The organism is Ruegeria sp. BA12 (genome assembly GCF_056539625.1).
Genome location: NZ_JBQFVF010000003.1, coordinates 216,678 through 238,692 on the forward strand (window position 1 = coordinate 216,678; position 22,015 = coordinate 238,692).

21 protein-coding genes and 1 tRNA gene are annotated in these 22,015 nt (G+C 57.2%); 16 read left to right on the top strand and 6 right to left on the bottom strand.

Annotated elements, in window-relative coordinates; all coding sequences use genetic code 11:
• Positions 1–41 precede the first annotated feature (41 nt).
• From ACR0B0_RS08900 to ACR0B0_RS08910, 3 genes are all read left to right on the top strand, one after another.
• Positions 42–932 carry a LysR family transcriptional regulator gene (locus tag ACR0B0_RS08900; protein ID WP_170350021.1) on the top strand — a complete coding sequence of 297 codons (891 nt, stop codon included), beginning with the start codon at positions 42–44 and terminating at the stop codon, positions 930–932.
• Positions 933–1,038: 106 nt separating this feature from the next.
• Positions 1,039–1,662: an NAD(P)H:quinone oxidoreductase gene (gene wrbA, locus ACR0B0_RS08905; protein ID WP_170350022.1), complete on the top strand. Its 624-nt coding sequence runs from the start codon at positions 1,039–1,041 to the stop codon at positions 1,660–1,662.
• Between the two features lie 58 nt (positions 1,663–1,720).
• Positions 1,721–2,617: an EamA family transporter gene (locus tag ACR0B0_RS08910; RefSeq protein WP_170350023.1), complete on the top strand. Its 897-nt coding sequence runs from the start codon at positions 1,721–1,723 to the stop codon at positions 2,615–2,617.
• Positions 2,618–3,437: 820 nt separating this feature from the next.
• Here the strand turns inward: ACR0B0_RS08910 and ACR0B0_RS08915 are convergent.
• Positions 3,438–3,514 (bottom strand) — tRNA-Pro (locus ACR0B0_RS08915).
• A 114-nt stretch (positions 3,515–3,628) separates the two neighbouring features.
• Positions 3,629–4,744 (bottom strand): THUMP domain-containing class I SAM-dependent RNA methyltransferase, encoded by a 1,116-nt coding sequence (locus ACR0B0_RS08920; protein WP_480647398.1) that lies wholly within the window; start codon positions 4,742–4,744, stop codon positions 3,629–3,631.
• A 288-nt stretch (positions 4,745–5,032) separates the two neighbouring features.
• Between ACR0B0_RS08920 and ACR0B0_RS08925 the strand changes: the two genes are divergently transcribed.
• The 6 genes from ACR0B0_RS08925 to nqrF are packed head-to-tail and all read left to right on the top strand — an operon-like array spanning position 5,033 to position 10,905.
• The gene (locus ACR0B0_RS08925) at positions 5,033–6,376 is read left to right on the top strand and encodes a Na(+)-translocating NADH-quinone reductase subunit A (protein ID WP_170412112.1); all 1,344 of its coding nucleotides are present in this window, start codon (positions 5,033–5,035) and stop codon (positions 6,374–6,376) included.
• Positions 6,377–6,381: 5 nt separating this feature from the next.
• On the top strand, positions 6,382–7,590 hold the full coding sequence (locus tag ACR0B0_RS08930; RefSeq protein WP_170394680.1) for an NADH:ubiquinone reductase (Na(+)-transporting) subunit B: 1,209 nt from the start codon (positions 6,382–6,384) through the stop codon (positions 7,588–7,590).
• On the top strand, positions 7,583–8,410 hold the full coding sequence (locus tag ACR0B0_RS08935; RefSeq protein ID WP_170394677.1) for a Na(+)-translocating NADH-quinone reductase subunit C: 828 nt from the start codon (positions 7,583–7,585) through the stop codon (positions 8,408–8,410). The genes ACR0B0_RS08930 and ACR0B0_RS08935 overlap by 8 nt, the downstream gene beginning before the upstream one ends.
• Positions 8,410–9,063 carry an NADH:ubiquinone reductase (Na(+)-transporting) subunit D gene (locus ACR0B0_RS08940; RefSeq protein WP_170350028.1) on the top strand — a complete coding sequence of 218 codons (654 nt, stop codon included), beginning with the start codon at positions 8,410–8,412 and terminating at the stop codon, positions 9,061–9,063. The genes ACR0B0_RS08935 and ACR0B0_RS08940 overlap by 1 nt, the downstream gene beginning before the upstream one ends.
• Entirely contained in the window at positions 9,063–9,671 is a 609-nt protein-coding gene (gene nqrE / locus ACR0B0_RS08945; protein WP_170350029.1) for an NADH:ubiquinone reductase (Na(+)-transporting) subunit E, read from the top strand. The genes ACR0B0_RS08940 and nqrE overlap by 1 nt, the downstream gene beginning before the upstream one ends.
• A gap of 10 nt (positions 9,672–9,681) precedes the next feature.
• Complete coding sequence (gene nqrF, locus ACR0B0_RS08950; protein WP_170394674.1) at positions 9,682–10,905, top strand: NADH:ubiquinone reductase (Na(+)-transporting) subunit F; 1,224 nt, start codon at positions 9,682–9,684, stop codon at positions 10,903–10,905.
• A 74-nt stretch (positions 10,906–10,979) separates the two neighbouring features.
• Here nqrF and ACR0B0_RS08955 read toward each other — a convergent pair whose 3' ends face one another.
• A complete protein-coding gene (locus ACR0B0_RS08955; RefSeq protein ID WP_170350031.1) occupies positions 10,980–11,504 on the bottom strand; it encodes a CBS domain-containing protein in 525 nt (174 codons plus the stop codon).
• 125 nt (positions 11,505–11,629) lie between these two features.
• Between ACR0B0_RS08955 and ACR0B0_RS08960 the strand changes: the two genes are divergently transcribed.
• The 7 genes from ACR0B0_RS08960 to ACR0B0_RS08990 all read left to right on the top strand — a co-directional run bounded on the left by ACR0B0_RS08960 (position 11,630) and on the right by ACR0B0_RS08990 (position 18,998).
• Complete coding sequence (locus ACR0B0_RS08960; RefSeq protein WP_170361640.1) at positions 11,630–11,815, top strand: hypothetical protein; 186 nt, start codon at positions 11,630–11,632, stop codon at positions 11,813–11,815.
• A 66-nt stretch (positions 11,816–11,881) separates the two neighbouring features.
• On the top strand, positions 11,882–12,907 hold the full coding sequence (locus tag ACR0B0_RS08965; RefSeq protein WP_480647400.1) for an FAD:protein FMN transferase: 1,026 nt from the start codon (positions 11,882–11,884) through the stop codon (positions 12,905–12,907).
• Between the two features lie 15 nt (positions 12,908–12,922).
• Positions 12,923–13,165, top strand: coding sequence for a (Na+)-NQR maturation NqrM (nqrM, locus tag ACR0B0_RS08970; RefSeq protein WP_170350034.1), 243 nt, complete (start codon positions 12,923–12,925; stop codon positions 13,163–13,165).
• Between the two features lie 64 nt (positions 13,166–13,229).
• Positions 13,230–14,918: a sulfatase-like hydrolase/transferase gene (locus ACR0B0_RS08975; RefSeq protein WP_480647402.1), complete on the top strand. Its 1,689-nt coding sequence runs from the start codon at positions 13,230–13,232 to the stop codon at positions 14,916–14,918.
• 88 nt (positions 14,919–15,006) lie between these two features.
• The gene (gene gpmI, locus ACR0B0_RS08980; protein WP_480647404.1) at positions 15,007–16,524 is read left to right on the top strand and encodes a 2,3-bisphosphoglycerate-independent phosphoglycerate mutase; all 1,518 of its coding nucleotides are present in this window, start codon (positions 15,007–15,009) and stop codon (positions 16,522–16,524) included.
• Positions 16,521–17,651, top strand: a complete 1,131-nt coding sequence (locus ACR0B0_RS08985; RefSeq protein WP_480647406.1) for a murein hydrolase activator EnvC family protein — start codon at positions 16,521–16,523, stop codon at positions 17,649–17,651. The genes gpmI and ACR0B0_RS08985 overlap by 4 nt, the downstream gene beginning before the upstream one ends.
• 6 nt (positions 17,652–17,657) lie before the next feature.
• The gene (locus tag ACR0B0_RS08990; protein WP_170350038.1) at positions 17,658–18,998 is read left to right on the top strand and encodes a S41 family peptidase; all 1,341 of its coding nucleotides are present in this window, start codon (positions 17,658–17,660) and stop codon (positions 18,996–18,998) included.
• 43 nt (positions 18,999–19,041) lie between these two features.
• On the opposite strand, the gene ACR0B0_RS08995 is transcribed toward ACR0B0_RS08990, so the two are convergent.
• From ACR0B0_RS08995 to ACR0B0_RS09005, 3 genes are all read right to left on the bottom strand, one after another.
• Positions 19,042–20,568 carry an MFS transporter gene (locus ACR0B0_RS08995; protein WP_170350039.1) on the bottom strand — a complete coding sequence of 509 codons (1,527 nt, stop codon included), beginning with the start codon at positions 20,566–20,568 and terminating at the stop codon, positions 19,042–19,044.
• A 79-nt stretch (positions 20,569–20,647) separates the two neighbouring features.
• A complete protein-coding gene (locus ACR0B0_RS09000; RefSeq protein ID WP_170350040.1) occupies positions 20,648–21,001 on the bottom strand; it encodes a hypothetical protein in 354 nt (117 codons plus the stop codon).
• Positions 21,002–21,012: 11 nt separating this feature from the next.
• Positions 21,013–21,774, bottom strand: a complete 762-nt coding sequence (locus tag ACR0B0_RS09005) for a DUF6478 family protein (protein ID WP_480647408.1) — start codon at positions 21,772–21,774, stop codon at positions 21,013–21,015.
• Positions 21,775–22,015: the final 241 nt, after the last annotated feature.

Consider the following 22,015-nt stretch of genomic DNA (forward strand, 5'->3'; position numbering starts at 1 on the left):
CGCGTAACACGTCAAAAGCAGCTTTTTCGAAGGGTGATATCTTGGACAAACTGTCAGTCATGCAAGCTTTTCGCCGCATCGTTGAACGCGGTAGCTTTGCCCGTGCGGCGGAAGACCTTGGTGTCTCTCCTGCGCTTCTCAGCAGAGAAATCAAGCTTCTGGAAGAAAGTCTGGGAACCGTCCTCCTCACCAGAACGACCCGATCCATGTCACTGACTGACACCGGCAGTCTCTATTACCAAGATGCAATTGGGATTCTCGACGCGGTCGAAAAAACGGAACAGACCATCAGGGAAGGTTCAAAAGCGGTGCGTGGGCACCTTCGGGTGAATGCGTCAAGTTCATTCGGCCAAACCGTTATCGCACCGATGCTTCCAGAATTCTTAGAAGCCTATCCAGATCTGCGATTTACTCTTTCGATGGACGACAAGGTGATCGATATGGTCGAGGGCGGGTTCGATCTGTCGATACGAATCCGAGCCGCGATGCCGGACTCGGCCCTTGTTGCGCGACGGATCGGCGTGATGCGACAGCGGATTTTTGCGTCTCCTGACTATTTGGAGCGATGCGGGACACCGACCCAGCCGGCGGATCTAAAAAAAAACCACGCGATCATTGGCTTTTTGCTTGCTGATCATTTGACGAGCTGGAAGCTCTCGGCCGCCGAAGGTGTCACAACATTAGAGCTTGATCCGCGCGTGCGCGTCGGCAACAGCCTCGTTTTGCGGGATATGCTGATAGCGGGGCAAGGCATCGGAACATTGCCCGAGTTCGTCTCTGATGCTCCCGAAGCCAGCGGGGCCTTGGTGCGAGTTCTTCCTGACCACGAACTGCCTGCGCCAGAAGTATTCGCCGTTACAGCATCTCGCTTGGGAATGGACGCAAAGGTTACAGCCTTTCTTGATCATCTGCGCCTGGCTCTCAGGTCCTGACATTATTCAATACAGGTAAAGAGTGATGTCAAAGAGCGCGCCTTAATTGGCGGCGCAACAAATTCCATTCTCTCAGGGAACAAGTCACAGCCCTGAGAGGTATCCTATGTCACGTATTCTCGTTCTCTACTATTCAAGCTATGGCCACGTCCGCACATTGGCCGATGCCGAAGCTGAAGGCGCCAGAAGTGTTCCCGGCACTGAAGTTGACATTCGGCGTGTGCCTGAAACCGTGCCTGAAGAGGTCCGGCAGCAGGCTGGCTATGTCGTAGATGATACACCTGCCGCCTTGCCGACAGATCTGGAAAACTATGATGCAATCATCATTGGAACACCGACCCGATTTGGCATGATGGCTGGCCAAATGAAGTCCTTCCTTGACCAAGCCGGAGGGCTTTGGGCCAGGAATGCACTGGTTGGTAAGGTCGGAGCGGTCTTTGCATCAACAGGTTCGCAACATGGCGGGCACGAGGCCACCCTTCTGACAACGCAAGTCCCTCTTCAACACTTTGGGATGCTGATTGCCGGAATGCCCTACACATTTGCTGGCCAGACTACATCAGAAGATATCATTGGCGGCGCACCATATGGTGCCGGAACGATCGCCGGTGCTGATGGTTCCCGCACACCTACCGAAACCGACCTAGCCGGAGCGCGGTTCCAGGGTGCTCATGTTGCAAGGATTACAGCATGCCTCGCTGGATCAAACCTGCAAGCGGAAGCAGCGTAACTCGCGCGCCTCTGACGTCTCACTCTAATTCTCAAACGCTTCAGACGGGAGACACTCCATGTCACGCTCAACCGATATTCTTCTCACTTCACTCGCTCCAGCGATATGGGGAAGCACTTATCTGGTAACTACGGAAGCGCTCCCGGCTGGCTACCCGATTACCCTAGCGGCGTTACGAGCTCTGCCAGCCGGCTTGTTGTTGCTTGCAGTGACGCGCTGCGTCCCACCACGCGAATGGCTCGGTCGAACTTTCGTCTTAGGCAGCCTCAATTTCGCTCTGTTCTGGGTGCTCCTCTTCGTTGCTGCCTATCGGTTACCTGGTGGTGTGGCCGCCACCCTAGGATCGTTGCAAGCAATGATCGTGATTTTGATGGCGTGGGGATGGCTTGGAACTCCAATCCGACTTGGCGCACTTGGAGCCGCTGCAACTGGCGTAATGGGTGTGTCTCTGCTGCTGATCGGACCAGAAGCACATCTTGATTGGATCGGTATAGCAGCGGGTTTGGGAGGAGCCGCGTCAATGGCTGCTGGCACTGTTCTCAGTCGGAAATGGCAACCTCCGGTCTCGGCGCTGAGTTTCACAGCGTGGCAATTAACAGCCGGTGGTTTGATACTGCTGCCAGTCGCACTGTTCCTTGAGCCGCCTCTACCTGTGCTCAGCGCAACAAATGTCGCAGGCCTTATTTGGCTTGGGTTGATCGGTGCTGCAGCAACCTATGCTCTTTGGTTTCGCGGCATAGCGCGCCTGGAGCCCAGTGCAGTTTCGATGCTCGGCATGATGAGTCCTGTTACAGCTGTCGTGCTCGGCTGGGTATACTTGGGACAAACGCTTAGCCTCACTCAGTCGATAGGAGCAGTCATAGTTATTGGCTCTGTTGTGGTCGGCCAGAGCGTGAGTCGAAGGGACAATTCGGATTTGAGAAAATGGAGATCAGCAGCAGCTGAATCTGTCTGATGGGTTTGAGGCGCAAACAATGGGTCCGATCACGCAAGTGGGCGAGGAATGGCTCAGCGCCTCGCTCAAGCCCGTTCGTCAGATCCCTGGAATATCGAAGTCCTAGGTTTCCCCACGGATGATTAAGGGGATGGGTTCTGGGTCCGCAGCATCCGGACGGTCCAAACCTCCTGTCGCAATGGTCACATTGTGGCCGTACTCGCTAAGTGCTGAGGGCGTTCAGGGCGTGCGTTATAACATCAGTGCTGTCTTGCGTCGAAAACTGCGTTGGACGCTGCCAGTGAACGTCCCAGCCGGCCTGTTGATGTGCATAGGAGGCTACGGCATTGCGCGCGTGTTCTATACATATCTACTGGCCCCGTGTGCCAAACGCAAAACTCTCGCGCTCAAGATAAAAGTGCATTTCGCCCTGGAAATCACCTTATGGGCGAGGCTGAATTTTGGTATTTTTAAGAAGTCGTTACGGCAGCAGCAAGCAGTCAGCCAAGAACAACGCGATTCGATGCCTATGTTCTTTGACATCTCATACAAGACCAACAAGAAACGCCGGCGCCGGGAAAATGACCGGGCAGCGAGTCACCTATCTGGAAGGTGCAGGAAAGATCACTTTGGATCGCTCCCCGGTGGAAAGCATCGGACGCCCCAAGTGGTTGCCGCCAGCCGTATGACGAAATGGCACAGAAAGACGGTTGCAATGTGCATCGGGCTTAGATCTACGAAAGGCTGCCAGTGCGTTGGAGTTCGACTAATGCTCAGGTTCAACGAACCTCGGATTACTGACTTACAAACAACAAAGGCGCCCTTGGGCGCCTAGTTTTACTGGTCGGAGTGAGAGGATTCGAACCTCCGACCCCTGCCTCCCGAAGACAGTGCTCTACCAGGCTGAGCTACACTCCGACCGTGGCGGGTGATCTATACCCGAGGAATCGGATGTGCAAGGGGATTATGGGACCAAATGCAGGATTTCGTGCCCAGCAGAAACTGTCCTTTGCGCCACCGCTGCTTTAGCAATTAGGGTAGGGGATCTGTGCGGTACAGCCGGATTTTCGTGCCACCGTGATCGACGACTGGCCCGGCAGGGAGCAAAGGCAAGCGCGTGGCCCGGGCTAGTGATTGATTGCTGGTCACGATACCCACCCGCCAGCCGCTGAACCGCGACATCAGAACCTTGCCCAGGCTGCCGTACAGAGAGCGTAGGCGTTTCTCGTCCCCGATTCTTGCACCATAGGGCGGGTTGACGATGACCAGACCCGTGGAGCCCGGTGGCGGCTTGATGTCACTGACCGACCGGCACTGAAACCGGGTGTGTGCGGCAACCCCAGCTTGATCGGCATTGGTGGCGGCGGCCTCGGCGGCCCCGGCATTCCGGTCCGAGCCGTAAAAGACAGTGTCCAAGTTTACCGGCGGTCCGTCTTTGCGCAGTTCGGCCCAAGCGCGCGAATCGAATCCGTGCAGGTCTTCGAAGGCAAAACGGCGGGATCGGCCTGGGTTCAGCCCGGCTGCGATCTCGGCTGCTTCTATGACGAACGTGCCTGAGCCACACATTGGGTCCAAAACAGGCTCAGATCCATCAAAACCACATTCTCGCAGAAACATTGCAGCCATGGTTTCGCGCATCGGGGCTTTTGCCACCGCCGGTTTGTGGCCACGTTTGTGCAAGGGTTCTCCTGAGGTGTCGACCGAGAAGGTGCAAATGTCTTTTTCGATGCGCAGCAACACGCGCAGCCCGGCGTCGGATGAAATGGGCGCACCCAGCGTTTCGGAGATCGCCCGCTCGACCCTTTGGCGGGCGGCCCCGGCATGATAGATGCGGGATTTCCGGCTTGTCGCCTCAACCTTGACCGGGATGTCGGTGCGCAGAAAATCGGACCAGGGGAACTTGCGCGCCCGCTTGTCGAGCTGCGCCAAATGTACTGCCGGAAATGTGCCCATCCGGACCAGTACTTTGTTGGCGCCGCGCAGACACAGGTTTGCTCGCCAAACCTCGGGCCAACCGCCATGGCAGCTTATCCCGCCGGGTACAATTTTGGCATCTGCGAATCCCTTTTCGACGGCTTCGGCCTGCAAAGGCGCCTCAAGCCCCGGGGTGGCCACCAGAAAAATCTCAAATTCGCGCGTCTGTTCCATTGGGCGTGCTTACACTGGAAGGGCACTGGGCGCGACCAGCAATTTTTGGGCGCTAAAATGGAAACATTTCAAAGGAAAGTGAAAATCATTGTGTGATTTTGGCGGCAACGGGTTTGCTTTTAGCATCATCCCCGCGTAAAGGAGCCCAAATCGGAAGTACGCCCGCGGAATTTGGACGCATTTCGACGCTTTTGCGACGACTGTTAAAAAATCCTGCGTTATTGTCCGACACTGTTAAAGTGTTGGTCTAACCGGCGCAGATAAAGAGGCTTGGAAGACAGTAGCAACATGCAAACTTTCAAACTGAAAAAAGGGTTGGAGCTGCCGGTGCAAGGCGCGCCGGATCAAACCATCCAGCCGGGACCTGAATTTAAAACCGTTGGGGTATTGGGCGGGGATTACCTGGGCCTGAAACCGCGCATGCTGGTGCAGGAAGGTGACGCGGTTCAGCGCGGTACGCCGTTGTTCTGCCACAAGGATGCGCCCGAGGCGATGATGGTCGCCCCGCTGAGTGGTAAGATCGTGGCAATCAATCGCGGTGCGCGCCGTGTATTGCAGAGCGTCGTGATCGAGGTTTCGGACCCGAACGATACAGGGATTGATTTCTCGGGTGTGGGCAATGCGGACAGTGCCGAAGGCGTGACGGAAAAGCTGTGCGCGGCCGGTCTTTGGACCGCCTTCCGTACCCGGCCCTATTCGAAATTACCGATGCCGGGTACCACTCCGGCCGCGATTTTCGTCACCGCCATGGACAGTGAACCGTTGGCGGCAGACGCGGCCGTAATCATTGCCGATGCCGGTGAGGCCTTTGCAGCCGGTTTGGCCGCAATCACCAAGCTGACCGAAGGCAAGACCTATCTGTGCCACAAGGAAGGCGACGCCATTCCGGGCGCGGAAGTGCCGGGGGTCGAAGCTGCGGCTTTCTCGGGCCCGCATCCCGCCGGATTGGCCGGGACGCATATTCATTTCCTTGAACCCCTGGCGGGGGACAAGCAGGTCTGGACCATCGGTTATCAGGACGTGATCGCCATTGGTCGCTTGATGCAGTCCGGTCATCTGGATCCGAACATCGTGATCGCACTCAGCGGCCCGGGCGCGCGTCAACCGCGTCTGATCCGCACCGTCATGGGTGCTTCGACCGACGATTTGACCAACGACGAGATCGACGTGGATGGCACTCCGCGCATCATTTCGGGGTCGATCCTGTCGGGTACTCAGGCTGAAGGACCAACCGCATATCTGGGACGTTTCGCGCGTCAGATCAGCATCATCCGCGAAGATCACGACCAGATTCCGATGGGCTGGATTCGTCCGATGCCGTCGAAATACTCAGTTCAACCGGTGCTGGGCTCGGCATTTTCGCACAAACTTTATAAGTTCACCAGCAACCTGAACGGCGGTCGCCGCGCGATGGTGCCGACGGGTGTGTTTGAGCGGCTGATGCCGCAGGATTATCTGCCAACACAACTGCTGCGCGCGCTGCTGGTGATGGATACTGACAGCGCCCAAGCGTTGGGTGCGATGGAGTTGGACGAAGAGGATCTGGGCCTTGTCGGCTTTGCCTGTCCGGCAAAATATGAATACGGGCTGGCGCTGCGCGACTGCCTGACCAAGATTGAAAAGGAGGGCTGATCCAAATGGGTTTGCGCAGCTTCTTCGATCGGATCGAGCCGAACTTTACCAAGGGCGGCAAGTACGAGAAGTATTTCCCCATCTACGAGATGGTAGAAAGCTTTATCTACACTCCGAAATCCGTCACCACCGTCGCCCCGCACGCGCGGTCCTACATAGATATGAAGCGGATCATGACTTATGTCGTGATCGCGACGATCCCCTGTATCCTGTGGGGGATGTGGAATACCGGTTATCAGGCTAACAGCGCAATTGCAGCCCTTGGCCCGGATGCGGCAACTGGCTGGCGTATCGCCATCCTGCAGGCATTTGGCATCTCGCTGGACCCGTCCAGCATCTTCGCCAACGTGATGCACGGATTGATGTACTTCTTGCCGATTTACATCGTCACACTGGTTGCAGGCGGTATTTTCGAGGTGATCTTCGCCACCGTGCGTGGGCACGAAGTCAATGAAGGTTTCCTCGTAACCTCAATGCTTTACACGCTGATCATGCCCGCATCCGCCCCGCTGTGGCAGGTGGCTCTAGGCATCATCTTCGGTGTGGTCATCGGCAAAGAGGTGTTTGGCGGCACCGGTAAGAACTTTCTTAATCCTGCGCTGGTCGGGCGTGCCTTCCTGTATTTCGCCTATCCGGCGAATATGTCGGGTGACACAGTCTGGACCCCAGTTGACGGTTTTTCAGGTGCAACTGCGCTGTCGGTTTCAGCATCCGAAGGCTATCAGGCGCTGGCAGCCGAAGGTCTGACCTGGTGGAATGCCTTCATGGGCTTCATGCAGGGCAGCTTTGGCGAAACTTCCACACTGGCCTGTCTGATTGGCCTGGGCTTCCTGTTGGTGACACGTATTGCGAACTTCCGCCTGATCGTTGGCTGTCTGGGGGGCATGATCGTCTTTTCCCTGCTGCTGAACCTGATCGGTTCGGACACTAACCCGATGTTTGCAATGCCGTGGTACTGGCACCTGGTCGTTGGTGGCTATGCCTTTGGTCTGGCCTTCATGGTCACCGAACCGGTTTCGGCCAGCCACACCAATCTGGGCCGCTACATCTATGGCGCGCTGATCGGTGTCATGGTTGTGATGATCCGTGTGATTAACCCGGCTTTCCCCGAAGGCATGATGCTGGCCATTCTGTTCGGCAACGTCTTTGCACCGCTGATCGATTATTTCGTCGTTCAGGCCAACATCAAACGGAGGGCGCGTCGCCATGTCTGATACGCAATCCCCAGACAATAACGAGGCACCCAAGGGGGCGATTGCCAAGTTCCTGGCAGCCTCGCCGGATTCGGTCGGCAAGACGATCTTTATCGCCGTCGCTGTCTGCCTTGTCGCCTCGATGGTCGTGTCCTCGGCTGCTGTAAGTCTGCGCCCCGTGCAAGAAGCGAACAAGCTGAAGGACAAACAGGTCAACGTCCTGCAGGTCGCGGGTGTTTATGAACCCGGCGTCGACGTGACCGAAGCCTTCGCCGCGTTTGAGCCGCATGTTGTGGAACTGTCCACCGGCGAATTCGTCGATGACCAGTTTGATCCGGCCACCTTTGACGACATCGCAGCCGCAAGTGATCCTGAGTTGAGCGTTGCGCTGGACGACGACCCGGCCGGGATCGGCCGCAAAGCTAAGTATCGTGTGATTTACCTGCTGCGTGATGATGCGGGTGATCTGGATAAGGTGATCCTGCCGCTGCACGGCTATGGTCTGTGGTCCACGCTCTATGGTTTTATCGCGCTAGAAAACAACGGCAACGATATCTACGGCCTGCAATTCTATCAGCATGGTGAAACGCCGGGCCTTGGGGCCGAGGTGGACAACCCCCGCTGGAAAGCGTTGTGGAGCGGCAAGAAACTGCGTGATGACGCGGGTGATCTGCAGATTACCGTTGCGAAATCGCAACCGGCAGCTGGCCCCGACTTTTACGTCGACGCGCTGGCCGGTGCCACACTGACCTCGGTTGGTGTCGATAACCTGGTGAAATTCTGGATGGGTGATGCGGGCTTCGCTCCGTTCCTGGCCAAACTGCAAGCAGGAGAGATTTGATGTCCCAGACCAAGAAAGAAATGCTGGTCGACCCGCTTGTCGACAACAACCCGATTACCCTGCAGGTGCTTGGCATCTGTTCGGCTTTGGCGGTGACCTCGTCACTGCAGGTGTCGTTCGTGATGGCACTGGCGGTGACCTTCGTGACATCGTTCTCGTCCTTCTTTATCTCGTGCCTGCGCAACCAGATCCCCAGCTCGATCCGGATCATCGTGCAGATGGTGATCATCGCCTCGCTGGTGATCTTGGTGGATCAAGTTCTCAAGGCCTATGCCTTTGAGATTTCGAAAACCCTGTCGGTGTTTGTCGGTCTGATCATCACCAACTGTATCGTGATGGGCCGCGCCGAGGCGTTTGCGATGAAGAACCCTCCGGTCGCATCGTTCATCGATGGATTGGGCAACGGGATGGGCTATGGCCTGATCCTGCTGCTGGTCGGTTTCTTCCGCGAATTGTTCGGGGCGGGGTCGCTGTTTGGCGTGACCATTCTGCAAACCGTCAACAATGGTGGCTGGTATGTGCCCAACGGCATGCTGCTGCTGCCGCCATCGGCGTTCTTCATCATAGGTCTGATCATCTGGGCCTTCCGCACGTGGAAGCCAAGCCAGGTTGAAGAACGTGAATACAAAATTCAGCAGGTAGAGGCCCACTAATGGAAGGTCTGATTTCATTGGCCGTAAAGGCCATATTTGTCGAAAACCTTGCGCTAAGCTTCTTCCTGGGGATGTGTACCTTCATCGCCGTTTCCAAGAAGATTTCGACCGCGCTGGGTCTGGGCATTTCGGTGATGCTGGTTCAGGCGATCACCGTGCCCACCAACAACCTGTTGCTGACTTATCTGCTGAAACCGGGCGCGCTGGCCTGGGCCGGGTTCCCGGATGTGGACCTGACCTTTCTTGGCCTTATCTCGTATATCGGTGTGATCGCGGCGATGGTGCAGATTCTCGAGATGATCTTGGATAAGTATTTTCCGCCGCTCTACAACGCGCTGGGGATCTTCCTGCCGCTGATCACGGTGAACTGCGCAATTCTGGGTGGTTCGCTGTTCATGGTGGAACGCGACTATAACTTTGCCGAAGCCGCGACCTATGGTCTGTCTTCGGGCTTTGGCTGGGCGCTGGCGATCACCGCGATGGCAGGGGTTCGGGAAAAGCTGAAATATTCGGATATTCCTGACGGCCTGCAGGGTCTGGGGATCACCTTCATCACCGCAGGACTGATGGCGCTGGCCTTTATGTCCTTCTCGGGCGTGAAACTTTAAGGAGGGACGAATGGAAACTTTTAGCCTTGGCGTCGTCCTCTTTACCCTGATCGTTATCGCGCTGGTAACGATCATTCTGGCGGCACGCTCCAGACTTGTATCCACCGGTGATGTGAACATCACTATCAATGGCGAAAAAACCATCTCGGTGCCCGCAGGCGGCAAGTTGCTGCAAACGCTGGCGGCTGAGAAGCTCTTTGTCCCGTCGGCCTGCGGCGGTGGCGGCACCTGCGCGCAATGCCGGGTCAAGGTGCATTCGGGCGGCGGGTCGATCCTGCCGACCGAAGAAAGTCACATCACCAAGCGTGAGGCTGCATGCGGCGATCGTTTGTCCTGTCAGGTTGCGGTCAAACAGGACATGGATATCGAAGTCCCCGAAGAGGTCTTTGGCGTCAAGAAATGGGAATGCACCGTTCGGTCGAACGAGAACGTGGCGACCTTCATCAAGGCGCTAACGCTGGACCTGCCCGAGGGGGAAGATGTGAACTTCCGCGCCGGTGGTTATATCCAGATCGAAGCCCCCGCACACCAGTTGAAATACACTGATTTCGACATTGAAGAGGAATACCGCGAGGATTGGGATCGCTTCAATCTGTGGCAGTACGAATCCGTGGTAAGCGAACCGATCGAGCGCGCCTATTCGATGGCCAACTATCCGGATGAGAAAGGCATGATTATGCTGAACGTCCGGGTCGCTTCGCCGCCTCCGGGTTCCGAAGGTATTCCGGCGGGTCAGATGTCGTCGTACATCTTCAATCTGAAACCAGGCGACAAAGTCACCATTTCGGGTCCGTTCGGCGAATTCTTCGCCCGCGACACGCAAAAAGAGATGGTTTTCATCGGTGGTGGTGCCGGTATGGCGCCGATGCGCAGCCACATCTTTGATCAACTCAAACGTCTTGAAAACCGTGATCGCAAGATCAGCTTCTGGTATGGCGCGCGGTCCAAGAAAGAGATGTTCTTTGTCGAGGATTTCGACACGCTGGCCGAAGAGTTCGACAATTTCGAATGGCACGTGGCCCTGTCCGATGCGCAGCCCGAGGATGACTGGAAAGGCTATACCGGCTTCATCCACAATGTGCTGTTCGAGGAATACCTCAAAAACCACCCCGCGCCCGAAGATTGTGAGTTCTACATGTGTGGCCCGCCAATCATGAACCAGTCGGTCATCAACATGCTGCTGGATCTGGGTGTGGACCGCGAAGACATTATGCTCGACGATTTCGGCGGGTAGGAAACGAAAAACCGGCGCATTCAGCGCCGGTTTTTTTTAAGCCGCAAGGTTGCTGGTTTTCTAGATCAAAGCCATTAGCCGACGATCATCTGCTTCATGCGAAGCGCCTCGTATTCCAGCTCTTTGAGACGGAAATGCACAACGTCTCCAATTGTGATCACGCCGCACAGGTTGCCATCGCGAAGCACTGGCATGTGGCGGAACCGACCGTCGGTCATAGTTTTAAGAACATCATCCAGCAGATCGTCCGGCGAACAAGTCTTGACCTCGCGGGTCATCAGATCCTCGACCGCTTGAGGCAACGTCTGGCCGGGCGTATCCGCCATGCGCCGTACGATGTCGCGCTCGGACAGGATGCCTTGCAATGTGCCGTTCTGGTCGGTCACCAGCACCGCCCCAATCCGCTTTTCCTTCAGCGTATTGACCACCGAATGGATCGTATCGTTCGGGCGGACCGAAAACACCGCATCCCCTTTACCATCCATCAGCTTGGCCACAGTTGTCTGCGCATGCGACAAGTTCGACTCCGTCGATTGGCTGTACGTGGTCTTGTCAGCCTTGTCGCCGCGCTTGGGGGCTTGGTAAGAGGTCGGGGCCATGGGCAATCTCCTTCATGGTTCTTGCAAAGTCTTTCCCTTTTACCTTAGCGCAGCTAAACGACCTGTATAGGGTGCAATTGCGCTGATCGGCAGAAACCCCCATCAAAAAAAGGACGCTTAAGCCTTTGAACGACCTGTATCTTACCCCGCCGGTGGCTGCCTTGATTTTCTTTGTAGTGGTCGTGTGCGGCCATAATTTCCGCAAGACGTGGAAACAGCAGCCGCCGGGATGGCAGAAACGGGCCTGGCTGTTTGGTGTGCCGGCGGGAATTGGCCTTTTGGTATTGGGCTTTTTGCCGCTGAAACTGTGAAGTCGGTTTGACTCTGACGGGGGTGGCTGGCATATGCCGGACACTGATTTTCCAGGAGATCGCCCCATGCGTCTTGTGCCAGTTTTGGCCTTCGTCACTTTGCTGACCGGCTGTCTGTTCGACAAAGAGCCAGAGGTGGTTCGCCTATCGGGCGAAACGATGGGAACAACCTTCAACATCACCGCAATTGGCCAGGACCTGGACGAAAACGCGCTGGCTGTGGCGGTCGAAGAAACTCTGGCAGACGTTAATGCCAAGATGTCCAACTGGGACCCGAACTCCGAGGTCTCGACCTTTTCCGCCGCGACAAGCACCGAACCGGTGCAGGTTTCCGCAGAATTTGCACAGGTGATGGCCGCCGCGAATGATGTGCATGAAAAAACCGGCGGCACCTTTGATGTCACCCTTGGACCTTTGATCGAACTGTGGGGCTTTGGGCCCCGCAAGCCGGAAGACCCGGTGCCTTCGGATGTCGAAATTCTGAAAGCACTCAACGGCGTCGGGCAGGGGCGTTTGCTAACTCTGGATGCCGAGGCGGGAACGCTGACCAAATCTGAACCCGGTGTTGGGATCAACCTGTCCGCTATTGCCAAGGGTTATGGTATCGACGCGGTGGCCAAGACCCTGCGCGACGCCGGGATTGAAGATTATCTGGTCGAGATCGGTGGCGATCTGGTCACCATGGGGCAGAACGACAAGGGCGAGGCCTGGCGCATCGGTATCGAAAAACCACAAGCGGGAGCGCAGACATATCAGCTGATTGTGTCGGTCAGCGATCTGGGCATGGCCAGCTCGGGCGATTACAAGAATTTCTTTGAACAAGACGGTGTGCGGTATTCGCATATCATCGATCCAACAACCGGGCGCCCGATCACGCATCGGACAACATCGGTGACTGTTCTGGCTGAAAACGCTATGATGGCGGATGCATGGGCAACCGCGATGCTGGCGCTGGGGCAGGAAAAGGGCCTTGAGCTGGCCGAAGAACATAAACTTGCTGTGTATTTCATCTCGCGGGATGTGACGGGTGGCGAAGAAGCCTATATCACGGTACACAGCACCGCGTTCAAAGACGCGCTTGAGACCAACTGACTGGTAGGTACCACAATGAGCACCTTTATTCTGGCCTTTATTCTGCTTGCCCTTGTGATGGTAGGTATGTCGTTGGGTGTTATGCTGATGGGCAAAACCATCAAAGGCAGTTGTGGTGGCCTGAACGCGATCTCGGGCGCGGACAAATGTGTGGTCTGCCACAAAGACATTGATCCTGACAGCCCGCTGCGTGATCAGTTGCAGTGCAAACGCGCCAAGAAGATGCTGGAACAGATGGAGCGGCAGGCCGAAGCGTAAATTACGCTTCGCTGCGGGCCGGGAATTGGCTAACTAAGTCCCTGACTATCGGGGAGGTGCCGCGTTGGCCAAAGCCAAAAACATTCTGTTCATCATGTTCGATCAGCTGCGCTGGGATTATCTGAGTTGCTACGGCCATCCGCATCTGCACACCCCGAACATTGATCGTTTGGCCGCGCGGGGTGTGCGGTTTGACCGGGCTTTTATCCAGTCCCCCATTTGCGGTAGTTCACGCATGTCGACCTATACCGGGCGCTATGTGCATTCGCATGGTGCGTCTTGGAATGGCATCCCCTTGAAAGTGGGCGAGATGACGATGGGCGATCATCTTCGCAAGGCCGGGATGGGGTGCTGGCTGGTCGGCAAAACCCATATGCGTGCGGATGCCGAAGGCATGGCACGGCTGGGGCTGGAACCCGACAGCCTGATCGGTGCCCGCGTGGCAGAATGCGGCTTTGACGTGTTTGAACGCGATGATGGGATGCGTCCCGAGGGGCCGGACGGGTTTTACGATCCGGACGGGGCAAGGGAATACAACAAATACCTCAGCGCCAAGGGATATGAGAGCGACAACCCCTGGCACGACTTTGCCAACTCGGGGCTGGATGCGGATGGCAACGTCCTGTCTGGCTGGTTCCTGAAGAACTCCCCCGAACCCGCCAATATAGCCGAAGAAGACAGCGAAACCCCATATCTGACTGGCCGCGGTATCGAGTTCATGGAAACGCAGGACGGCCCGTGGTGTTGTCACCTGAGTTTCATCAAGCCGCATTGGCCTTATATCGTCCCTGAACCCTATGCCTCAATGTACGGTCCCGAACACGTGCTGCCTGTGGTGCGATCCGAGGTCGAGCGCCAAAAAGCCCACCCGGTGCTGCGGGCCTTTATGGACACGAAGATCGGCCAGACATTTTCGCGCCAGGATGTGCGCGATGCGGTGATCCCCGCCTATATGGGCCTGATCAAACAGGCCGATGACCAGATGGGCCGCCTGTTCGACTGGATGGAGAAAACCGGCCGGATGGACGATACGATGATCGTGTTGACCTCGGACCATGGGGATTTTCTGGGCGATCACTGGATGGGGGAGAAGACCTTCTTCCACGATGCCTCGACCAAAGTGCCCCTGATCATCTACGACCCGTCACCCGAGGCCGACGCCACGCGCGGCACTGTCAGTGATGCGCTGGTCGAATCCATCGACCTTGCCCCGACTTTTGTGGAGGTTGCGGGGGGCGATGCGCCTTTGCACATCCTCGAAGGGCATTCCTTGCTGCCGATCCTATACGGGCAGCAGGAAGAGACCGCGCGCGATGTGGTGATCTGTGAGTATGATTATTCGGCCTCACCGATTGCCGATACGCTGAACGCCTCGGTCCGGGATGCGGTGATGTTCATGGTTGCCGACAAAAAGTGGAAGCTGATCCATTGTGAAGGTGGCCATCGGCCGATCCTGTTTGATCTGGAAAACGACCCGGACGAGTTGATCGATCTTGGTGAAAGCGCGGATCATGCCGAAATTATCGACCGTATGTACGATTACCTTTTCGCGTGGACGCGCCGCGCCTCGCAACGGACCACGCGCTCGGAACAACAACTGATCGATATGCGGACCAAAAGCCGCGGCAGGGGTGTTGTTGTCGGGGTCTATGACGAAAACGATGCTCCGCTGGATCTGACCGTCAAGTACCGGGGGCGCAAGGCTCGGCCATTCACCGAATATATCGGCAAGGAAAAACCGCCCCGGCATTAAATCTGCCCACCACAGGCCAAAAGGCGGTTCACCCGCCGATGGTCAGGCGGTAAAAGATCGACCAAGAGCAGAAATCCGGAGAGCTATAATGACCGCCCCCAAACCCGTTGTCCTGTGCATTCTCGATGGGTGGGGCCTGTCCGAGGACACCAAAGCCAACGCGCCGTATCTGGCCAATACCCCTACGTTCGACGCAATCATGGCCAACGGGCCGCATGCCACTTTGATAACGCACGGGCCCGATGTTGGCCTGCCCAGCGGTCAGATGGGCAATTCCGAGGTCGGCCATACCAATATTGGCGCGGGCCGCATCGTGGCCATGGATCTGGGTCAAATTGATCTGGCGATCGAAGATGGCTCATTCTTCGACAACAACGCCCTGCAGGATTTCATCGCCAAGGTGAAGGCCGCGAGTGGTACAGCGCATCTGATGGGGCTGGTTTCGGATGGCGGGGTGCATGGGCATCTGAGCCACATCATCGCAGCGGCCAAAGCCATCACCGATGCGGGCGTTCCTGTCGCGCTGCACGCGATCACGGATGGGCGCGATGTGGCCCCGAAATCGGCTTTCACCTACATTGCCGAGCTTGAGGACCGACTGCCCGAAGGTGCGCGCGTTGTGACTGTCAGCGGGCGCTATTTCGCGATGGACCGCGACAACCGCTGGGAACGCGTCAGTGAGGCCTTTGAGGCGATGATCAAGGGGCAGGGGCGGACTGCGGCCACAGTCCACGGTGCGGTTGACCACGCCTATAACCAGTCGGAAACCGACGAGTTCATTGTGCCGACGGTTCTACAAGGCTATGACGGCGTAAGTGATGGCGATGGTGTTTTCTGCCTCAACTTCCGCGCTGATCGGGCGCGCGAGATTCTACGCGCGATTGGCGAGCCGGATTTTGCTGATTTCGACACCGGTCCGCGCCCGCACCTGTCTGCGCTATTGGGTATGGTGGAATACTCGGACGGTCACAATGCCTATATGGCAACCGTGTTCCCAAAGCGCGATATCGTGAACACGCTGGGCGAATGGGTCGCTAAACAGGGGCTGCGTCAGTTCCGCTTGGCCGAGACCGAGAAATACCCGCATGTTACGTTTTTCCTCAACGGTGGCAAAGAAACGCCCGAAGTGGGCGAAGATCGTTATATGCCGAAGTCACCAAAAGTGGCGACATATGATTTGCAGCCCGAAATGTCCTCGGCCGAGGTTACCGCCAAGTTTATCGAGGCGATCGAGGCCGGGTACGACTTGATCGTCACCAATTATGCCAACCCCGATATGGTGGGTCACACCGGTAATCTTCAAGCCGCAATCAAAGCCTGCGAGGCGGTGGACCAGGGCCTGGCACAGGTGGTTGCCGCGCTGAAAAAGGCAGGTGGTGCGATGATCATCACTGCCGACCACGGCAACTGTGAAATGATGGTGGATCCCGAAACCGGCGGACCGCACACCGCGCATACCTTGAATCCCGTTCCCGTGGCGCTGGTGGGTGGGCCGGAAGGTTCCACGTTGCGCAATGGGCGTCTGTCCGATCTGGCACCAACCCTGTTGCAGTTGATGGGCCTTGAACAGCCACCCGAAATGACCGGCAAGAGTCTGTTGTTATGACCTTGCGCGCGCTTCTTTGGGCAGTGCTGTTTGCGACGCCGGTCCACGCCCAGACCGACCCGTCCACAGCGGCGCTGAATGCGGTGCAAATGCTGGAAGACGCATCCGTTGCCTTGACTGAGGCCGACAGCGCCCGTGACCGCGTGCGTGCCCTGACCGAAACCATTCAGGCCTATGAGGCCGGTCTGACCGCCATGCGCGAGGGCCTGCGCCGCGCCGCCACGCGCGAGGCACAGTTGACCACTGAATTGCGCAGCCGCGAGGATGAAATCGCGCAGTTGCTGGGCGTGTTGCAAACCATCGAAACAACCGCGCCACCGGTTCTGATGCTGCACCCCTCTGGCCCGTTGGGATCGGCCCGCGCAGGTATGATGCTGTCCGAGGTCACGCCAGGTTTGAACGCTCGCGCGCAAGAACTGGCCCACGACCTGCAAGAGGTTCAGACCCTGCGGCAGCTACAACAAAGCGCCGCTGATACTCTGACCGAAGGTCTGACCGGCGTGCAAACCGCGCGCACGAAGCTCAGTACCGCCATAGCAGATCGGACCGATTTGCCGGTGCGTTTTGTCGAAGATCCGGTTCGAACGGCGATCCTGATCTCGTCCACAGAAACGCTGGAAGGGTTTGCCAGCGGACTGTCGGAAATCTCAGAAGGGGAGATTGCTGAAACCAACGCGGATATTTCACAGCGCAAGGGTAAAGTTGCCTTGCCCGCTCAGGGTGTTGTGCTGCACCGCGCTGGTGACACGGATGCAGCAGGGGTCAAGCGCCCGGGTGTGGTGCTGGGCACACGTCCACGCGCGATTGTGACATCGCCTACCGCGGCTACGATACGTTATCGCGGGCCACTGCTGGATTTGGGGAATCTGGTCATCCTAGAGCCTCAACCCGGTCTTTTATTCGTATTTTCGGGGCTGCAAGAGGTCTACGGCAACCCCGGTCAGGTGATCCCCGAGGGCACTCCGGTCGGCTTGATGCCTGGTGAAACGCCCGAAATCGGCGCTATTTTGTCAACAAGCAGTGATGGCACTGGAACTGATCGGTCAGAAACGCTCTATATAGAGGTAAGACAGGATAACAGCCCCGTGGACCCGGAATCGTGGTTTCGGACCAGCAAGGATGGATAAATACATATGAAGAAATTTGTGATGGCCGGTTTGGCCGGAACCGTGGCAGGCATACTCGCAACTACTCAGATCGCAGGACCCCTGTTGGCACAAGAGGCTGAGAACAAGGCCAGCGTCTATGAGCAGCTTGATCTGTTCGGGGACATTTTCGAACGCATACGTGCGCAATATGTTGAAGAGGTTGAGCCCGAGGAGCTGATCGAAGCCGCGATTGATGGCATGCTGACATCGCTGGACCCGCATTCCAGCTATCTGTCGCCTGACGATGCCGAACAGATGCGCGTGCAGACACGCGGCGAATTTGGCGGGCTGGGTATCGAAGTCACGCAGGAAGAGGGCTTTGTGAAAGTCGTCTCTCCGATCGATGACACCCCGGCGGATGCGGCTGGGATCGAGGCTGGGGACTTCATCACCCATGTCGATGGCGAAAGCATTCTGGGCCTGACGCTGGACAAGGCGGTGGATCTGATGCGCGGACCTGTGGGTTCGGAAATCGTGATTACGGTCGTGCGCGAAGGGGAACAGGAACCCTTTGACGTCACGATCATTCGCGACACGATCAAGCTGACCGCTGTGCGTGCCCGCACCGAAGGCACCAGCGTCGTGCTGCGAGTGACCACCTTTAACGACCAGACCTTCCCCAACCTTCAGGAAGGGCTGAACGAACAGATCGAAGAGGCTGGTGGCATCGAAAAGGTCAATGGCTTTGTTCTGGACCTGCGCAACAACCCGGGCGGTCTGCTGACGCAGGCGATCAAGGTTTCCGATGCCTTCCTGAACGAGGGTGAGATCGTGTCTACCCGTGGCCGCGATCCGGGCGAGGGTGAGCGGTTCAACGCAACCCCAGGCGATCTGGCCGAAGGCAAGCCGATTGTGGTTCTGATCAATGGGGGTTCGGCCTCGGCGTCCGAGATTGTTGCCGGTGCCTTGCAGGATCACCGCCGCGCCATCGTGGTCGGCACCAAAAGCTTTGGCAAAGGTTCTGTTCAGACGGTCATGCCGCTGCGTGGCGACGGGGCCATGCGCCTGACTACGTCGCGGTATTACACACCGTCGGGTCGTTCGATCCAGGCGCTTGGCGTCAGCCCCGACATCATTGTCGAGCAACCGCGCCCGGTGCCGGATTCGGAAGAGGAAGATTCGAACCGTCCCGCCCGGTCCGAAGCCGACCTGCGCGGCAGCCTGAACAATGACAGCCTCAGCGAAGATGAGATTCGTCAGATCGAGGAAGACCGAGCCCGGGCCGAAGCCACAGCCGAGCTACGGGAAGAAGATTATCAAATGGCCTATGCTATCGATATCCTCAAAGGTTTGTCGGCCTTCAACCCGAACGGGCCGTCGCAGTAAACAAACGGGGCCGCCAGACAGGCGGCCCTTCTTCTTTGGTGGATCAGCTTTCCACTTTGTGCAGCTTTTCCTCATCCAGCAACATCGCCAATAAGACGCCGACAGATACTGACACAGTGGCGAAAATGAACGCCATGTTCATGCCGGTGTCAAACGCTGCGGTGATGGCGGTTTTGACCTTTTCGGCTTCGGCCGTGCTCAGTTTGTCCATGATCGCGCGTGCAGAGGATGTGGTCAGCGTCCCACCGTTGATGGCTCGCTGATCGGATTCCGACATATCAATCCCGGCGGTCGCCAGACGTTCGCCCAGGCTACGCAGACTGGCCAGATACATGATCGCGGTCGCGCAGGCCACCGAGATGGCACCATAGACGAGGTGAGTCATGAAACTCAGCCCACCGACCAACCCGGCCCGTTCCGGTTTCACCGCGCAAACCGCAGCGGTGCCTGATGGGCCAACCGTCAGCGTGGCCCCCAACCCAATCATCGCCATACCGGGCAGAATCTGAAAATAGCCCAACCCTGCGGGCAACACGACAACACTGGCCGCACCGATAGTGGCGCACAGGTAACCCCAGAACAAAAGCCGTTTGGGACCGAAATCGTTGTACAGTTTGCCCGACAAGATGGACCCCACGGCAAGCAGAACAGTAAGCGGGGCCAACCCGAATGCAGATTGCAACGTCGACCAGCCCAATACCTTTTGCATGTATTGGGGGAAATACATCAACCCTACGAACGCTGCTGAGACATTGAACATGTTCAGGCCCAGCGTGATGCGAAACTCTCTGTTCGCCATCATCTGGGGCAGCAACAGGGGTTCTTTCACGCGTTTTTCCACTTGTGGGAACAAGACGAACAAAACAGCGCAGACGAAGAACAGCATCAGCAACGGCGATGAGGTCCAGCCCCAATCTGCACCCACGTCCAACCCATAAAGCAACAGCAGGACAGCCACAGACAGTACACCCATACCTGCGACATCGATGTGTTCGCCTTTTTTGTGCTGGGTTTCGCGCTCCATCAACACCAGGGCGGTGACCATTGAAATGGTCGCAAACACAACGTTTGCAAGGAAAAACAGCCGCCAATCCCCAAGGTTCACGACCGTACCGCTGATCAGCGGGCCAATGACGTTACCGCATGTGACGCCTGCCAGAATAAGCCCCATGATCATGGCGCGATGTTCGGGGCGCGAGACTTTGGTGGCGCCATAGGCCAGCGTGCAGGGCCAGACACATCCCGCGCCGATCCCCTGTAATGCGCGTGAGACAATCAGAAAATCCAGGCTAGGCGATACAAAACACATGACTGAGGAAAACATAAAGATCGACAGGCCGATCAGCATCATCTTGCGGTGCCCGTACATGTCGCCAAGCCGCCCTCCGGCGACCATCGTCATGGCAAAGAACAGGGCATAGATGTTCAAAACCCATTGGGTGCTGGTGATATCGGCGTCGAAACCGTTTTCGATAGCCGGAACCAGGATCAACGCGCCGGTAAAGTCGATGCCGATCCCGAACCCCGTCACCATCAGCGCGATGAGTTTAATGATGCTGCTGCGGTCCATGAGCTTGCCCAAGTTGCTGCGGGTCGCTCAAGGATGCACGGGATTCTGATGAAAAGATAGGGACTTGGCCCTATACGGGCTATTCGCCCACGCTCTGCGCCCGCCGAAATGCCCGTTTCAGCATATCCAGTTCCGCGCGCAGCAGCTCGACCTCAGCGCGAAGATCATCCGCTGCCGGGGCGCCTGCGATAATGGTAAAATCGCCAAGTTTTTCGGACGTGCCTGCGTCCACAATGACAAAGCAATGCACGCCATCGGACAGTGCCTTCACGGGTACAGGGACAGTCAGTGCCCATCCGTCATCTGCTGGTGTCACGCGTACGTCTTCCAAAGGTTCGCCCAGGTACAGAACCTCAACAGTCACCTCGGCCTGCAGGTGACCCTGCCAGAGGCCGTTCTCGAACCGGATGGGTGTCAATGTCGGTTGCGTCATGGCCGGACCTCTTACAAATCGGCGCGATGGTGGCGGCAGAAGGTCAGATCGCGCAGGGAAACGCGGTTCATCTGCGGGTTTTCAAAGATCAGGTCCAGCCAGATCTTCTCGATCCGCGACTCATTCAAGGGCAAATGTGCCAGATCGAAATCGACTGAGCAGGAGCTTGCAGACAGGTCCAGCTTGCGCAGAACCTGTTCAGCGTTGGGTCCGTGCTGGATGTTGAGACGGGCGAATATCTCAAGCGGCTGCTCGGCCTCGATCAGGGTATCCACACGCATGAGATGCTGTTTGGTCAGGCCCTGAGCAGCCTCGTACGGCAATTCCACAGACAGGGACAGGAAAGAGCCCGAAAACCCGAACACCTCGACTGTCATCCCATATGCGGCCAGATCCTTGTCGCGGGAATTCCGGGTCTGCCGCATTGCTATTTCGGCCAGCGAACAGTCGTGGAACAAGGTCACCTGCCGGTCCATCTGTGCCTTACGGGCAGCCGAGGCCACACCCGGACGCGCCAATGGCCCGCGCCACAGATCCGGTCGCCAGCACCAATCGGTGCCAAGGGGTTTGGGGAATTGGGTCGACCCAATTCGAGGTCGGGCCAGACGGCTGTCGGCCTCATGAATCAGCATCTGCAGATGCGTGCGCAGCTTGCGCGCATCATCGCGCTGTTGCCGCAGTTGCGGTTCAGGTGCAGCAGGTGCGCCACGCAGGGCCTGACGCCAGCGTTCGACGGCGAGGCGTTGAATATAGCGATCCAGAAGTCTGCCCATGGCCCCATCATTCAGAGTGTGACCCTGTTTAGTCAAAGACAACGCAGGGTTTAAAGGAGAATAAACGATACTGAGGGGCAAATCTCGCGAATTTGTGACTGATGGGGCGGATGGGCAATCGATTTGAAACCTGTTAGCCCAGCCATTCTTGCAATCGTAAAGGTCAGTGCGTACCGTCTGATACCTGATTGCAGTGGATCATCCGAAAACGCATCCAATAGATTTGAGGCAAGGCCGGGGC